The sequence below is a fragment of the Variovorax sp. KBS0712 genome (assembly GCF_006323185.2).
Classification (GTDB): domain Bacteria; phylum Pseudomonadota; class Gammaproteobacteria; order Burkholderiales; family Burkholderiaceae_C; genus Variovorax; species Variovorax boronicumulans.
The window spans coordinates 268,847-282,850 of record NZ_VCCD02000001.1 but is presented as its reverse complement, the minus strand read 5'-3'; the positions used below and the strand labels follow the sequence as shown (position 1 = coordinate 282,850).

The following is a 14,004-nucleotide window of genomic DNA, read 5'->3' as shown; positions in this document are numbered from 1 at the left end:
TTTCAACACAATCGGCCGGTTGCTGCCGCTCGGGGCGATATGCATCGAGGGCGGCTGTGCGACCCGGCCAGGACTTTCGCCTCGCAAATCTGCCCGGGCCGTCTAACTGAAGTGGACACGAACCAGCCGGTGCGCTCGTGTCAATAAACGGAGGTTCCAAACGCTCTGTGGCTTGGGCGACTGCGCGCATGCGTTGGGACTTCAGTCTCGCCAGAGGGCCGCAACAAGGTGCATACGGTCGGTCGCTCGGGAGGCTCGACAGCGTGGTTGTCGATGTCAGTTCTCAGCGTCTCATCGAGCGTCGGCGTGTCGCCTCCGGCCAGTCGAACTTCGATCGCCCACACAATGGCGTCACGAAGAATCTTCGGCATGGTGCGCCCACTGAGGTAGGTCCGCAGCAGCGACTCGGCGGTGAACTGGGAAGGTGTCATGCGCCCCTCCGTTGAAGAAGTTGAAGCCGCCACACTACCGCGCAGGAGATTTTTCGACCGTGCGCTGGCGCACAGACCGAAAACAAAAGGCGCGCCATGATCTGGTTGACGGCCATCCGGCGCTGGTAGAGGAAGCTCAAGCACCCGCCCATCAAGAGCGGCGCCTCGATGCCGGCGGGCCGTCACCTCGCTGGATCTCATGGCAAAGGCCAAGCACTTGGGCCTGCGGAGCGATCAACTCCCGTTGTCTTACGGCCGCGAAGCGCCAAGCGTGTGATAGTGCACAGCCGCCCCCAAGAAAGATTCTCGCAATGTCCGATGCTCCCTACTTTCATGATGCCTCTGGCTCCGTCCGCTTCTGGGTGGACCTGGAAGGCAACCGGTTCGTGAGTGCCAGCGTCGGGAGCCAGGCGCTGCGCTATCACTTTCACACATCCGAGAGCGCCGATCCGCTTGAAACCTTCGGCAACCATGTCGAAGAGATTGAAGCTGCGGTGCGGCGGCGTCTCTCGCAGGGGGCCATGGAGCCGGTGATGCTGAGGGAGAACGATCTTCATGCTCCTGCCGTGTGAATGGCAGGAAGGCCGCCCGTCATGAGATCAACCGCGCGTAGTTGCGCTGGTTGGCCCGATAGCAATCGCACGCCGCATTTTCCAGTCCCTGGCGATCCGTGATCGTGATGGCGCCACGGCGGTATTCGATCAGCCGACGCTCGTGCAGTGCCGTCGCTGCATTGGTGATGCCGACCCTGCGCACCCCCAGCATGCGACCCAGTACTTCATGAGTCAGTGCCAGGTGTGCGGAGTGCGCGCAATCCTGCGTGGTCAGTAGCCAGCGCGCCAGGCGCTCCTCGATCAGATGGAAGCGGTTGCACAGGCCCGAGCGGCCCAGCTCCATCAGCAACACACAGACGTAGCGGTTGAGAACACGCCTGAGCATCGTGTTGTGCTCCAGTTCCTGAGCGAAGGACTGCGCTGTCAGGCGCCAGGCCAGACCGCCGCCTTGAACGAACGCTCGCAACGGTGCGCTCTGAACACCCAGCGACAGTTCGTAGCCCAAGGCGCCTTCGTTGCCCACCAAGCCTGTTTGCAGGCCGTCGTGGCCGTCCGCCGTGGAAACCAGCGAAACAAAGGCGCTCGTGGGGAAGTGGATGTGGTGGATGGCATCGCCCGGCTCGTAGAGCGTCTGGGCGGCGGCCAATGGCACGCTCTCGCATTTTTCGAGCAGACGCGCCCTGACCGTCGGCGGCAGCACTTCGAGCAGACGGTTGTGAATGGGGCGGGTCGGATGGGATGTCACAGAGCCCCTGTTGAGAGGGGCCAGCGCGAAAATGCGTGACCCGCCGCATTGTTGCCGATGCGATGGCTCACGTCTGTGCGGCGGCGCACCGAGCGTGACCATCGACGCGGCGAATCAGCTTGCCACTTGGCGAGGCAGCAGCCGATCCGTTTCGCGCTTCACGACTTCATAGCATTCACACACCTGCTGTTCCAGGCCCGGGCGGTCGAGCACCGTGATGTGACCTCGCGCGTACTTGATCAGGTTCAGACGCTGCAATTTGCCTGCCGCCTCCGTGACGCCTTCGCGTCGCACGCCGAGCATGTTGGCGATCAGTTCCTGGGTCATGACCAGTTCATTGCCCGGCAATCTGTCCAGGCTCAACAACAGCCAGCGGCACAGCTGCTGCTCGAGCGAATGATGCCGGTTGCACACCGCCGTTTGCGACATCTGGGTGATGAGCGATTGGGTGTAGCGCAGCAAGAGGTGAAGCAACGGCCCTCCCTTTTCCGTCAGCTCCTGAACGTGGGTGGCACTCAGCCTGAAGGCCTTGCCTGCACTTTGCACCACGGCACGATTGGGGGTGCTACCTCCGCCCATCAGGAGCGACACGCCCACCATGCCTTCGAAGCCGACGACCGCGATCTCCGCCGACTGCCCGTTCTCCAGCACGTACAGCAGGGAGACGATGCAATCGACGGGGAAGAAAACGTGTCGCTGCACCACCCCCGACTCGTAGAGCACCTCCCCGAGACGCAGCGGCACCAGTTCGAGGAACGGCTCCATTCGGGCCATCACCTCGAGAGGGATGGCATCCATCAGTTCGTTGTGTGCAGCGGCCCGGTGCAACGAAGAAGAGCGAGGAGGCAATGCCATGGGCGGGATCTGCTTCCAAATTTTCATGATTCTGCGACTGAAATCCGGCGTCTGTGCGCTGGCGCACCAACTGCCGAGGCATTTTTTACGGGGCTTGGTGCGCCAGCGAACAGTCAGGGACTCACTTTCTGGCTAGCGTGGGCTCCCAGCCCCTCGCTTTGGAGAGCAACCCCATGTACGCCGTGAGCCCCGCGGAAATCGACACCGAGAACCTGGCGCGCACTGGCTTGTACGGCCGTCAATTGCCGCTGCCGCCCAACACAGACCCAGGAAATCCAATGCGCATACATCTGCTCCGCCGCCTTTGCTGCGCGCGACCGCCTGTGCCGACCGATGATCTGGAGGAGACTCGAATGCGCGGAGTGCTGCGCAGCGCGGGGTTGAACGAGGCTGAATCTCCGCTCTCGGTTGTACCCACGTGGGCGAGTCGTCTGTTCAGGCCGGGCCACCGTGATGCGCGTGACGCCCAAAAGGCATGCTGCATCGGAACAAGCGCATTGAGCCCGTAGCATGGCCAAGCTTCTCGTGCACACAGCGACGGTGACTCTCAGCTTGCCCTTCGACATTGACGCGGACGCCGAAGTCGCAGCCCTTCGCGGCGCAGGAATCCCCGTTGATGCGCTCGGCAACGCAGAGTCTGGCTACCTGTTCGTGAGGCTCGCCAACAACCGCTGCGACAACATCTTCCGGTGGTTTCCCAACAAGAAGTTCTCCAAACCCTGAGAGGCCGCATTGATCTCTACGTCGGCGGCGAATGGCAGCGGGGATTTTCGGGGGTAGATTTCTCTGACGCGGGAGGCTTACGGCCGGCGATCTTGATTGGGGGGCCACATGGGCTCCTGCGAGTGCGATGCGCCATTGAACTCAAAGCAGACGTCCGTCGCTTCGCAGTCGATTTCTGCAATCGCTCTACATGCTGCGGCATGTACTCGACATCTGAGCGCCACGTTCACACGGCTCCCGGCGTCAAGAGGGGGCTGAGCCCGCGCCTGCGTTGATTTCACGAGGCTTGATGCATCGGCGCGTGGCGCGACCGGCCGACGATCCGGATCGCAGACGCAGGGGCCGTCTGAATCGCCGGATGGGCGGGCAGGTGCAAACCTTGGGTGAACGGCTAGACCACGCTCCGGAACAAGGGCAGGCAGGCCATTGCAAGCTGTTTGACGTGGCGGTCGTCGGTGCCGCAGCAGCCGCCCATGACATTGAGGCGCTTCAACCGGTGCATCTTGAGCGCGGCATAGGCCTGCCCCAACTCCACCGGGTCGCCCGCATCCAGTTCGGGCGCCTCGTTCAACTCGGCATGGCTCATCCTGGAGGCGTTCGCGCGCAGACCGCGAATCCGCCCAGCCCACGGCGCGTCGCCATGCACCGCCTGCTGGAAGTGGCTGGGGTGGGCGCAGTTGATCATGAAGTAGGCCGGATAACCCGCGGTGGCGCCGTCCACCTGCTGGATGGCGTCCGCCAGGGACTGCCTCGTCGGCAGCCTGCCATCGGTCTCCACCGTGAAGGAAATGACGACGGGCATGTTCGCCTGCTTCGCTGCCAGCGCGATCCCCGACGCCTCTTCGACGTAGTTCATGGTGATGGCGGTCACCAGGTCGGCTGCGGTGCCGGCGAAGGTCTCGATCTGCGCACGATGGTAGTCCTGCGCTTCGCGCACCGACATGGCACGGTCCGGAACATAGCCGTCGCCGCGAGGTCCAAGGCATCCGCTGATGACGATCGGCGTCCGGCGGGTCTGGTAGGCATCGCGGATATCCTCCAGCAGACCCACCAGCTGCCGGTCGACCGCCGCGAGCTCCTCGGGGCCGTAGCCCAGCCTGTTCCCCCAGTCTGGATTGGACCGCCAGGTTGCCGTTTCCAGAATCAGCCCGACGTCGAAGCTTGTGGCCAGCGCCGCGTAGGTCCGGAAATACTTCCGCAGCACTCTTTCGCCTTCCGGCGTTCGGAGCAGGTGAAAGGCGGCAAAGTCGGGAAGTTCCTGCCCCTCCAGAAAGATCAGGGTGGTCTCGATGCCGCCGTCGGTCATGAAGAAATCATCGCCGAGCTGCGGCAATGCGCTCCTGTAGGTTGCCATCGCTGACTCCTCTCATTCGGGTGTCCGAATGGCCGCCGCCGCCAAGGCGCCGGGCCCGCGAAGCGGATGATGACAGTGAGCGCCTCGCGGGCCAAGTGCCTGGCCGGCGGCGCGCCTTTCTCCCCCTTCAGGCTTCGGCTGTCGAGCAACTGCCGGTGGCGGTCACTCGAAGCCTGACGGAGGGGCTGGAGTTCACGGAGTGATCTTTCCGGATCGGATGGCCATGCCAAATAGCGTGGTGAACCGCTGAGCCTTTCCGGTCGACGCCTGAACCCGGCGGCTCCGTGCAACGGCGTCAGCTCGTTCGGCGCTTCACATTCGGAACCAAGGCCTTGATCACCGCGTCGGCCATCCGATGCAGAGACGGCGCGTTCTGATAAACCCGCTCCATCACTGCCAGGCCTCGGGTGAATGTGATGACAACCTGCGCGGTTTCCTTGGGGGACAGCGAAAGCTGTGCCGACATATCCCCCTTCGACATGGCGGCTGAGACGACGCCCTGGAGCTCGTCGAGCAACTGACGCAGCCGCTCCTGGATGCGCGGGCCTGCACCGTCGACCTCCGTTGCCGTCTTCGTGGTGAGACAGCCCCGAGGCGGTACGCCTTGCGTCATGTTGGCGATCGCGACCTTGAAGAAGGCGCGCAACGCCGCCTCCGCACGGGGTTTGTCGAGGGCTGTGCGCGCGTTGTCGAGAAACCTGGTGGCGTACGCCTCGAAGGCCAGCAAGAACAGTTCCTCCTTGCCGCCATAGGCGTGATAGAGCGAACCGCGCTGCACATCGGCGGCCTCTGCCAGATCGGCCATGGACGTGGCCCGCCAGCCTTTTTGCCAGAACACGTCCAGCACGGCGTCCAGCACCTTGGCCTCATCGAACTGCCTGACTCCTGCCATGAGAAATCCTCGCGCTTTCTATTTTTGACAACAGCGTCAAACTTGACAATACTGTCAATGATAGTCCGTCCGCCACGCAGGCGATGCCCGCGGCGCCAGGCAAGACACTGGCATCGTTCTGAAGGAGCCCCACTCGATGACTCGGCTTTCTGCCTCACCGCCTGTTTCCCAAATCGGCATCGATCGTCGATGGGTGGGCGTGCTGTTCGGACTCGCTTCGGCCCTGATCTGGGGCGCCTTTCCGGTCGTGACTCGCTTCGGGCTGACTCACACGGCCTTGGACGTCTACGACATCACCTGCATCCGGTACACGGTCTCGGGCGTGATGCTGCTGCCGTTTCTCGTACGACGAGGTCTCATGGGGCTGCGTTGGACATCCATCGCACTCATGACTGCCGGCATCGGCGCGCCCTACATGCTGGTGGTCGCCTTCGGCCTGGGCATGGCGCCGGTGGAACAGTTCGCCGTGGTCACGCCTGGCAGCATGATCCTGTTCTCGGCGCTCATCAGTGCCTGGGGACTCGGCGCCAGGCTCTCGCGCAGGGAGACGGCGGGCATTGCGCTGATCATCCTCGGGGTCGCGTTGGTCGGTTTCCACAATTTCAGCGCCGTCCGCTCCTCGCCGTGGGCCTACCTGATCTTTCTTCTGGGCGGGCTGCTGTGGGCCATCTACACGGTCTCGTTCAAGCAGTTCTCTGCATCGGCGCTGCACGCCACCGCCATCGTTTCGGTGTTTTCGATGATCATCTACCTGCCCGCCTACCTCGCGACGCGCGGGCTGCACCTGTTGCAAGCGCCGCTGGGTGACATCGGCGTGCAGGCGTTCTATCAGGGGGTGATGGTCTCCACGGTGGCCTTGTTCTTTTTCAGCAAGTCGGTGCAGATTCTGGGCGCAGCCGTCGGTGCCACGTTCGCTGCACTCGTTCCCGGCGCAGCGACGCTGCTGGCCTTGCTGGTTCTTGACGAACGGCCCAGCGCCACAGCCATTGCCGGGCTTGTCATCGTCACAGGCGGCATGGCGGCGATGCTGATACAGCAACGTCGATCCTCGTCCCCCGTTGAATCCAGGGGACATTGAGTCCCTGAACCCGGCAATTTCCGTCGAGGCGTTTCTGCATCGAAGGGTGCAGCTTCCTCGGCGGTTCATTCATCGAACAGGCGGCGCAGCCGCGAGGTCGTAGAGCAGCACCGTCCAGTGCTGCAGTCGGGCCAAGGCGGCCTCGCGGCCTTTCTGCGCCGCTTGTGGACCGCTGCCGTCGTCGGCCAGCGCGATCAGTTCGTGGGCCGCCGTCGTCACAGCCCGCGCGAAATCCTCGGTGCGGCCCTGCCACACCACGATGCGATGGTGTAGGCCCATGTGCGCGGCGCGCTGCGCATTGATCGCCTGCTCGGGCTGGTCGGTCAGGAGCAGCAGGATCGGCTTGCGGTACACCGCCGCGACCGACAGCGCCGCCATGCCGGGTGCGGAGACGATGAAGGCGCTGCGTGCGGCCCGCTCGATCCAGTGCTCGTCCTGCGCGTGCCAGCCCGCGCGCTGCGCATAGCCTTCGCCGACGAGGTGCGCCGGCGTGCGCGCCCCGGCCAGCCCGCGCTCCAGGCCGTCGGCCAGTGCGGCTTCCTTGAAATGCGGGTTGAGGTACACGGCGGCCTGCGGTGCGAGGTCGTCGTGCGCTTCCGTGTCGGCACCCACGACGGCCACCGGCGTAGCGAGCCGGTGGCCGCCGCGTCCGTCGGCCTGCGGCTCGCCGTAGGCGAAATCGTGCGCGATGCGCGCGCGGCTGCGGTCGATCTGCCACGCGACGATGCGGCCGAAGATGTTCGCCATCCACGCCGGCATGCGCCCGCTGAAGTTGGTCTGCAGCGCATGCCGCAGGCTCGCGCCGTACACATGCACCACCTTGCGCCGCCAGACCGGCATCCAGCCCATGAACAGCAGCGCGGGGTGGAAGGAATCGTTCACCACCAGGTCCGCATCGCGGAACCACGCGCGCAGCCGAAGGATGTCGCGCAGCATGCGCTCCGGACGGAACACGTAGTGCGCCACGTTGCGGTCGGTTTCGCGGCGCAGCATGTTCTGCTCGCGGTCGAACTGCACCGCGTAGTGGTGCGAGAGCACCGGCGCTTCGATGCCGAAGCCGGCAAGAAAGCGCGCGCCTTCATCGGAGGTGGTGAGCACCTGCACGTTGGCGCCCGCGGCGCGCAGCGAATGCGTGAGCAGCTGCGCGCGCATCAGGTGGCCGCGCGCGTCCGCAGTCGCGAGGTAGACGATGCGCGGCGGCATCGACGGACTCAGGCCGCCACCGGCCGCGCACGGCCGGGGCGCAGGCGCAAGGCCACGCCCGCGAGGTACATGCCCAGCGCGCCGGTGATGCCGAAGCCGCGCTCGGTGTCGCGCACCTCGCGCATCAGCTGCGCGAGCCGTGCTTCTTCATGCGGCGCCACGCAGCGCTGCAGTGTGTGGCTGCACAGGCGGATGTGGCGGTCTTCGTCGGCCAGCACGCGCGTGAGCAACGGGTGCAGCGCGTGCCGTGCGCCGATCAGCGCGCAGTGGCGCTGCAGGATGCGCGAGGCCATCTGCTCGGCGGCGAGGCCGATCGCATAGGCCGGCACGAGGCCACCGTGCGCGAAGTGCGGCGCATGGCGCTGGATGAGGCGCTGCCAGCGCGCAAGCTTGCGCTGGCTCAGCCAGTCGGGCTTCGGCGCCTCTTCCGGTGATGCGGCCGCCTGCGCGACGCCGCCGCGCGCGACGATGGCATCGGCAAAAAGCCGCGCATGCAGTTGCTCGTCGGCCAGGTGCTGGTCGAGCTGGCGTGTGAGCCACTCGGGCGCGCTGGTGCGCAGCTCGCGCTGCAGCGCCTGCTCGGACGATTCCTCGCCGACCAGATACAGGCGCAGCAGCATCACTTCGCCGGCGCGGCTCGCATGCATCTGCCGCAATGCGGCGCGCTTGATGTGATGCACCAGCCGGGCCTGCAGCGCCGGCCAGCCACGCAGTTGCGGCGGCGAGAGGCAGTCGAATGCCGCGTTCGCCGGGGCGGTGTCAGTGTCCATCGGTTTTTTTTGCCACCGAGGTCTGTGGCTGCTGTTGCTGCCAACCGAGCACGAGGCCGATGAAGCTGCCTTGAAGAAAGGCGCGCGCCGATGCATCGGCACCGGCGAACTCGCGCTGCTGGCCATCGTAGCGCACGTAGCCCTTGCCGCCCGCGGCGCCGAGCACCAGCTTCTCGTTCTTGTGGAAGCCGCGCTGCATCAGCGGCAGCAGCAGCGACTGGGACTCGAGGCCATAGAGGAACAGGTCGCGCTGCACCACCTGGCGCGGAATCTGCCCGCTCAACGCCTGCAGCTCGAGCGACCAATCGCCTTGCCGCATCGCCTCGGACAGCTCGCTGCCCTTGGCCCCTGACGCGTGGAAATGCGCGCGCGCCACCGACTTGGAGGCGCGGCTCAAGCCCAGTCCGACGGTGATGTCCGCATCGGTGGCGCCGCCTTTGCGGTTGTCCCGCACCTGCACGAATTCGTTGGCGAGCCGCGCGGCGATCGAGGGCCTGGAGAGCGTCTCGGCGATCTGCGTCGGCGTGAGCACCACGCGCTCGGCGCCGCCTTCGACCACCACGACCTGGTACGGGTCGATGCGGATGTCGCTGAACTCGCCGCCGACGGGCGAGTGCGCATGGCTGCTCACCGACCAGTCGTTGCCCGAGCGGCTCAGCAGCGCATGGAAGGTCAGCGGCACGCGCTGGCCACTGTGACGCGACTGGCCCGAGCCTTGCAGCAGCACATCGCCCACGATGGTCTTCTGGCCGTAGCTGCGTGGATTCGCAAAGCGCAGGGTGTGCGCCGCGCTGTCGAGTGCGACGCGCGTGTCGGCATCGTCGAGCGCGAGGCGGTTGCACTCGTTCGCAGGGCCCGCGAGCGCGGAGAAGGGGCAGCCGCTGTCGGACTTGAAGTTGAAGACGCCGCGTCCGGTGAAGTCGGCGGCGCCCGCCGCGGCGCATGCACCGGCCAGCACGAGAAGGCCGAGGATGTTTTTCTTGTTCATGTGGGGCGATGGTACGAAAGCGCCTGCGCATCCGCGTTCGTGCGGCCCGTCGTGTGCAGGCCGATGCCGCGCGCGAAGGCGCCCAGCATGTCGATGGCCGAGAAGCCCACGATCAGCGCCACGCCCGCGAGCCAGCGCAGGCCGCGCAGGGGCGGCAGGTCCTGGTGGTTGAGCGCGCGCACGCTGAAACCCAGCCGCGTGAACAGCACGCACAGCGGCCCGATCGGCCCGCTCTTCGCAAGCCACTGCCAGCGCGCCGACACGTAGCTGCGCAAGAGGTGCGGCGTGAGCGAATACGTGTCCTGCCCGCGCATCCAGCGCAGCTTGAGCGCTTCGGCGCGCGTGTCGGGCAGGCGGTGCTCGGTGTGGGCCGCGGCCGCGTAGTGGATGGGAACGTTCGCCGCCTTCAGCCGCATGCCCAGCACCTGGCAGTGCGCGCGGTACACGCCGTCGAGCGCCTGGTAGCTGTGCTGCTCGAACACGTCGCGGCGAAAGGCCACGTTGTTCGCGTAGAAGTTGCTCGTGGCGCCCGCGTGGTCGGCGTTGGGGAAGTACATGAAGTCGATGGTCGTGAGCGCGGTGCCCACGATGCTGGCCGCGTAGCTCGTGCGGCCGGCCACCACCGCGGGCGCGTCGGCGCCGCGCGTGAAGGGCGTGAGCATCTGCAGCAGCCAGTCGTCGTCGGGCAGGCAATCGGCATCGGCGAACACCACATGGCCGCAGCGCGCCGCATCGGTGGCCGCAAAGCCGACGTTCTTGGCGTCGTAGTAGCCGGTGGTGGCGTCGATGCGCACGAAGTCGATGGGGCGGCCCGCCAGCGCCGTGACGGCCTCGCACGCCGCGGCGCTCAGTCCGTCGTGCGTGATGACCACCTGGGCCAGGGCCGTGAGCGGCAACTGCTGCTTCGCCAACAGGGCGACCAGGCGCTGCAGGCTGGTGCTTGCGGCGGCTTCGGCATCCGCTCCGCCGCGCAGGTTGTTGGTCTCCAGGACCAGCGCGCAACGCGCGGCAACGTGATCGGGCATCATCGAATTTTCCTGTCGGGACATTGTTTTGAAGGCTTGCATCTTGCTTTTATCTCACAACCGCCGCCGCTGCCAGTGCCTGAAGGGAGGGGCTTGCGCATGAAGCTCGCCATCTTCGGCGCCGGTTACGTGGGCCTCAGCTTCGCCGCCTGCATGGCCGAAGCGGGGCACGAGGTGCTGTGCGCGGATGCCGATGCCGGCCGTATCGAGGGGCTGCAGCAGGGCCGGATGCCGCTGCACGAGCCGGGGCTGGAGGCGCTGGTGGCACAAGGCCTTGCCGTGGGACGGCTTCGGTTCACCACCGACGAGCGCGCGGCGAGCCTGCATGGCGACGTGCTCTTCATCGTGGTCAACACGCCGGCCGATGCGCAAGGCGATGTCGACCTGCGGCATGTGATGGCCGTGGCCCGCAGCATCGGGCAGCACCGGGACCGCGATGCCGTGGTCGTCTGCAAGTCCACCGCACCGGTCGGTACCGCGGAGCAGGTCGAGGCCGTGCTGCACGCGGCGCTTTCGCAGCGCGGTGCGGCCCATCGCGTCGCGGTGGCCGTGAACCCCGAGTTCCTGCGCGAGGGCTCGGCCGTGCGCGACTGCCGCCAGCCCGACCGCGTGGTGATCGGCGCCACCGACCCCGCGGCCATCGATCTGCTGACACGGCTCTACGAACCCTTCGTGCGCGACCCGGCGAAGCAGCTGCTGGTGATGGACCGGCGCTCCGCCGAGCTCACCAAGTACGCCGCCAACGCGATGCTCGCGACCCGCATCAGCTTCATGAACGAGATGGCGCGCGTGGCCGAGCAGGCGGGCGCCGACATCGAGATGGTGCGCCGCGGCATCGGCTCGGACCGGCGCATCGGCCCCGACTTCCTGCAGGCCGGCGCGGGCTATGGCGGCTCGTGCCTGGCGAAGGACGTGCGGGCGCTGCGGCATGCGGCCGATCGCGAAGGGCAGCCGCTGCGCCTCCTCGCGGCCGTCGAGACCGCGAACCACGAGCAGAAGGGGCGCCTCTTCGAGCTGATGACGCATCACTTCGAAGGCCGCATCGCGAACAAGACCATCGCGCTCTGGGGCCTGGCCTTCAAGCCCGACACCGACGACATGCGCGATGCGCCGAGCCTCGTGCTGCTGGAGCGCCTGTGGGCGGCGGGCGCCCACGTGCAGGTGCACGACCCGGCGGCGATGCCGAATGCGCGCGCCATCGTTGGCGAGCGCGCCGATGTGCGCTGGTGCGACACGCCCGAGGATGCCTTGCAGGGCGCCGACGTGCTGGCGCTCGTGACCGAATGGCCCCTGTTCCGCCGCCCCGATCTGGCGCGCATCGCCAGCACATTGAAGGCGCCCGCGATCTTCGACGGCCGCAATTTCTACGACGCCGCCGAAGTCGAAGCCGCCGGCATCGCGTACTACGGCATCGGGCGCGGGCGGTCAGTGCGGCGCTGAATCGTCGTCAGCAGCATTGCCGGTCATTCGCCGGCTTTTGATCCATTGAAAACGTCAACCCCATGTCGGAACGAATCGAACTGAAGCTTGATTGGACAAGAAAACAGGTCCGGCAACTGGCCGCAAACGGCGAGGTGTCCATCCTGCAATTTGCCGCCGCACAGGAGGTACCGCCTTCGCTGCTGGAAATCCTGAACGAAGATCTCTTCAGGGATCGGCCGGACATCACATGGCGGATGTATGGAAGCTACGCGCGTGTGTGCGATCTTTCTTGCCTGAGGCTCATGCCCCATGTCGAAAGGTTGAGCCTTGACTGCCTCACCCGGGTCAGCAATGCGCATGCCGTAGAGGCCTTGCCGAAGCTGAAGGAGTTCGTCTTTGATGTGTACGAAGCAGATTCGCTGGATGTGTTGAACGCAGTGCCCACAGACCTGCAAAGACTCAGAATCGGCAAGACGAAAACGAAGAAGACCGATCTTTTCGGGCTGAAGCGCTTTTCCCATCTGAGACAGCTCGTTGTTGCCGGCCACACGCGAGGCCTCGAGGTGATTGGAAAGCTGTCGACCTTGAATGAGGTGTCCCTCATGGGGATGCCTCTGTCGAACCTGGCCTTTCTAGGGCATCTGCCCCACCTGCATATGCTTCAACTGGGATTCGGAAGCGCGCAGAACCTGGACACGCTTGCGGGCCTGAGCGCTTTGAGACACCTGGCACTGTTGCGGATCAAGGATTTGTCGGACCTGTCGGTCGTCAGCCAACTGGAGACGCTGCAAAGGTTGACCGCGCAAGATCAACCACACCTTGCCAGCTTGCCCTCGTTGGCTGCGCTCAAGGGTCTGGCGCTGATCGTCCTCAACAACGTGGGGCTGAAGGACCTGAGGTGGGTGGCCTCTGCACCGGCGCTCGAAAGCCTGGCCATGTTTCAGATGCCAACGCTGGTGCACGGTGACATCCAGAGTCTCCTGCGTCAGCCCGGCCCCCTGAGGCGCCTGATGGTGGGATTGAAAAGCGCCCGCGAGCACAAGCTCGCGCGACAGGCGATCGAGGAATCAGGCCTGTGGGACGATCGCGGATGGTGGCGGTGATATCACGACCCTTGGTGTGGTCGTCGCATTGAACTGCGAGGTGACGTCTGTACTCGTCAATTCGGAGACGGCCTGCATGAGCAGGGCCGCACTGACCGGCTTGGGCAGCCCCACTCGCATATTCGGGCCAGCGCTCATTCCTGGCGCGCGTGGCTTTGGCGCACGGCTTGCAGATACCCGTCCAATGCCAGCAGGACCTCCTGAACCATGATGTCCGCGCTCGGCAACACGGCGCTCACCAGCAGCGTCTGCTTCACCAGCGCATCGACGACGGTGTAGGCGCCGAAGGCCACGCGCGCATCGTGCAGCCCTTCGGGCCAGTCCACCGCGCACGTCAGTGCCTTGCCGAAGAGGTTGACGTTGTGCTGGTACAGGCGGTTGTAGACGAGCTGCGGCGAGACGCGGCGCTCGATGGAGCTCAGCACCCGCCAACGCCCGCCGCCCTCCAGCATCGTGTGCACCTGGGTCTGCGCCAGCAGACGCGTGATCTCGCGCAGCGTGCGTTGGCCTTCTGCCTGGACGACCTCGTCCACCGCGCTGGACAGCGCGGTCGAGAGCTTGCGCACCCAGGTGCGCACGGTCACGGCCGCGACCGCTTCCTTGCCGGGGAAGTACTGGTAGACGCTGCCGACGCTGACGCCGGCGACGTTGGCGATGTCGCGCATCGACGTCTTTTCGTAGCCCTTTTCCAGCAGCAGGAGCACGAAGGCGTCCTGGATGGCGATGGACGTCATCCATGCGCGTGACTGGGAGGGTTTGCGTCGGGGCTTGAGAGCGGTCGTCATGGCTGAAAAGCGAACACCGGGACGGCGCACGCAAGGAGGAGGGCCTCGTTGCAGAGGGAAATCAACGCTTCGGCGC

Annotated in this window: 15 protein-coding genes; 5 read left to right on the top strand and 10 right to left on the bottom strand. The window is 65.7% G+C overall.

Translation table 11 applies throughout. The annotated features are described in order from the left end of the window. Positions 1–140: 140 nt before the first annotated feature. Positions 141–431 carry a hypothetical protein gene (locus FFI97_RS01150; protein ID WP_139702329.1) on the bottom strand — a complete coding sequence of 97 codons (291 nt, stop codon included), beginning with the start codon at positions 429–431 and terminating at the stop codon, positions 141–143. Between the two features lie 311 nt (positions 432–742). Here FFI97_RS01150 and FFI97_RS01145 point away from each other — a divergent pair, with 311 nt between their 5' ends. Then, a complete protein-coding gene (locus tag FFI97_RS01145) occupies positions 743–1,003 on the top strand; it encodes a DUF1488 family protein (protein WP_139702369.1) in 261 nt (86 codons plus the stop codon). 19 nt (positions 1,004–1,022) lie between these two features. On the opposite strand, the gene FFI97_RS01140 is transcribed toward FFI97_RS01145, so the two are convergent. Together FFI97_RS01140 and FFI97_RS01135 are read right to left on the bottom strand one after the other, a co-directional pair. Further along, positions 1,023–1,730, bottom strand: coding sequence for a Crp/Fnr family transcriptional regulator (locus tag FFI97_RS01140; RefSeq protein WP_139702330.1), 708 nt, complete (start codon positions 1,728–1,730; stop codon positions 1,023–1,025). Positions 1,731–1,844: 114 nt separating this feature from the next. Beyond that, positions 1,845–2,585 carry a Crp/Fnr family transcriptional regulator gene (locus tag FFI97_RS01135; RefSeq protein WP_185993533.1) on the bottom strand — a complete coding sequence of 247 codons (741 nt, stop codon included), beginning with the start codon at positions 2,583–2,585 and terminating at the stop codon, positions 1,845–1,847. A gap of 510 nt (positions 2,586–3,095) precedes the next feature. On the opposite strand from FFI97_RS01135, the gene FFI97_RS01130 reads away from it, so the two are divergent. Continuing rightward, the gene (locus FFI97_RS01130; RefSeq protein ID WP_062472154.1) at positions 3,096–3,308 is read left to right on the top strand and encodes a hypothetical protein; all 213 of its coding nucleotides are present in this window, start codon (positions 3,096–3,098) and stop codon (positions 3,306–3,308) included. Between the two features lie 391 nt (positions 3,309–3,699). Here FFI97_RS01130 and FFI97_RS01125 read toward each other — a convergent pair whose 3' ends face one another. Both FFI97_RS01125 and FFI97_RS01120 read right to left on the bottom strand, forming a co-directional pair. Further along, positions 3,700–4,662: a homocysteine S-methyltransferase family protein gene (locus FFI97_RS01125; protein WP_139702331.1), complete on the bottom strand. Its 963-nt coding sequence runs from the start codon at positions 4,660–4,662 to the stop codon at positions 3,700–3,702. 295 nt (positions 4,663–4,957) lie between these two features. Continuing rightward, on the bottom strand, positions 4,958–5,554 hold the full coding sequence (locus tag FFI97_RS01120; protein ID WP_139702332.1) for a TetR/AcrR family transcriptional regulator: 597 nt from the start codon (positions 5,552–5,554) through the stop codon (positions 4,958–4,960). A gap of 136 nt (positions 5,555–5,690) precedes the next feature. Here FFI97_RS01120 and FFI97_RS01115 point away from each other — a divergent pair, with 136 nt between their 5' ends. Beyond that, the gene (locus FFI97_RS01115) at positions 5,691–6,632 is read left to right on the top strand and encodes a DMT family transporter (RefSeq protein WP_139702333.1); all 942 of its coding nucleotides are present in this window, start codon (positions 5,691–5,693) and stop codon (positions 6,630–6,632) included. A 69-nt stretch (positions 6,633–6,701) separates the two neighbouring features. Here the strand turns inward: FFI97_RS01115 and FFI97_RS01110 are convergent, their stop codons facing one another. The 4 genes from FFI97_RS01110 to FFI97_RS01095 are packed head-to-tail and all read right to left on the bottom strand — an operon-like array spanning position 6,702 to position 10,621. After that, complete coding sequence (locus FFI97_RS01110) at positions 6,702–7,835, bottom strand: glycosyltransferase family 1 protein (protein WP_139702334.1); 1,134 nt, start codon at positions 7,833–7,835, stop codon at positions 6,702–6,704. An 8-nt stretch (positions 7,836–7,843) separates the two neighbouring features. Continuing rightward, a complete protein-coding gene (locus FFI97_RS01105) occupies positions 7,844–8,605 on the bottom strand; it encodes a hypothetical protein (protein WP_139702335.1) in 762 nt (253 codons plus the stop codon). Beyond that, entirely contained in the window at positions 8,595–9,593 is a 999-nt protein-coding gene (locus tag FFI97_RS01100) for a hypothetical protein (protein ID WP_139702336.1), read from the bottom strand. Before FFI97_RS01100 ends, FFI97_RS01105 begins: the two co-directional genes overlap by 11 nt. After that, entirely contained in the window at positions 9,590–10,621 is a 1,032-nt protein-coding gene (locus FFI97_RS01095; RefSeq protein ID WP_139702337.1) for a glycosyltransferase, read from the bottom strand. The genes FFI97_RS01100 and FFI97_RS01095 overlap by 4 nt, the downstream gene beginning before the upstream one ends. 96 nt (positions 10,622–10,717) lie before the next feature. Here FFI97_RS01095 and FFI97_RS01090 point away from each other — a divergent pair, with 96 nt between their 5' ends. After that, positions 10,718–12,058 carry a UDP-glucose dehydrogenase family protein gene (locus tag FFI97_RS01090; protein WP_139702338.1) on the top strand — a complete coding sequence of 447 codons (1,341 nt, stop codon included), beginning with the start codon at positions 10,718–10,720 and terminating at the stop codon, positions 12,056–12,058. Positions 12,059–12,120: 62 nt separating this feature from the next. Continuing rightward, a complete protein-coding gene (locus FFI97_RS01085; protein WP_139702339.1) occupies positions 12,121–13,143 on the top strand; it encodes a hypothetical protein in 1,023 nt (340 codons plus the stop codon). Between the two features lie 134 nt (positions 13,144–13,277). Here the strand turns inward: FFI97_RS01085 and FFI97_RS01080 are convergent, their stop codons facing one another. Continuing rightward, positions 13,278–13,877 carry a TetR/AcrR family transcriptional regulator gene (locus FFI97_RS01080; protein ID WP_185993532.1) on the bottom strand — a complete coding sequence of 200 codons (600 nt, stop codon included), beginning with the start codon at positions 13,875–13,877 and terminating at the stop codon, positions 13,278–13,280. Between the last annotated feature and the right edge of the window lie 127 nt (positions 13,878–14,004).

What these genes read in the sequence shown, in the direction of transcription:
- FFI97_RS01135 (WP_185993533.1), bottom strand. Translation starts at nt 2,585, where the DNA reads ATGGCATTGCCTCCTCGCTCTTCTTCGTTGCACCGGGCCGCTGCACAC.
- FFI97_RS01100 (WP_139702336.1), bottom strand. Translation starts at nt 9,593, where the DNA reads ATGAACAAGAAAAACATCCTCGGCCTTCTCGTGCTGGCCGGTGCATGC.
- FFI97_RS01080 (WP_185993532.1), bottom strand. Translation starts at nt 13,877, where the DNA reads ATGACGTCCATCGCCATCCAGGACGCCTTCGTGCTCCTGCTGCTGGAA.
- FFI97_RS01125 (WP_139702331.1), bottom strand. Translation starts at nt 4,662, where the DNA reads ATGGCAACCTACAGGAGCGCATTGCCGCAGCTCGGCGATGATTTCTTC.
- FFI97_RS01130 (WP_062472154.1), top strand. Translation starts at nt 3,096, where the DNA reads ATGGCCAAGCTTCTCGTGCACACAGCGACGGTGACTCTCAGCTTGCCC.
- FFI97_RS01090 (WP_139702338.1), top strand. Translation starts at nt 10,718, where the DNA reads ATGAAGCTCGCCATCTTCGGCGCCGGTTACGTGGGCCTCAGCTTCGCC.
- FFI97_RS01120 (WP_139702332.1), bottom strand. Translation starts at nt 5,554, where the DNA reads ATGGCAGGAGTCAGGCAGTTCGATGAGGCCAAGGTGCTGGACGCCGTG.
- FFI97_RS01115 (WP_139702333.1), top strand. Translation starts at nt 5,691, where the DNA reads ATGACTCGGCTTTCTGCCTCACCGCCTGTTTCCCAAATCGGCATCGAT.
- FFI97_RS01105 (WP_139702335.1), bottom strand. Translation starts at nt 8,605, where the DNA reads ATGGACACTGACACCGCCCCGGCGAACGCGGCATTCGACTGCCTCTCG.
- FFI97_RS01150 (WP_139702329.1), bottom strand. Translation starts at nt 431, where the DNA reads ATGACACCTTCCCAGTTCACCGCCGAGTCGCTGCTGCGGACCTACCTC.
- FFI97_RS01145 (WP_139702369.1), top strand. Translation starts at nt 743, where the DNA reads ATGTCCGATGCTCCCTACTTTCATGATGCCTCTGGCTCCGTCCGCTTC.
- FFI97_RS01085 (WP_139702339.1), top strand. Translation starts at nt 12,121, where the DNA reads ATGTCGGAACGAATCGAACTGAAGCTTGATTGGACAAGAAAACAGGTC.
- FFI97_RS01095 (WP_139702337.1), bottom strand. Translation starts at nt 10,621, where the DNA reads ATGATGCCCGATCACGTTGCCGCGCGTTGCGCGCTGGTCCTGGAGACC.
- FFI97_RS01110 (WP_139702334.1), bottom strand. Translation starts at nt 7,835, where the DNA reads ATGCCGCCGCGCATCGTCTACCTCGCGACTGCGGACGCGCGCGGCCAC.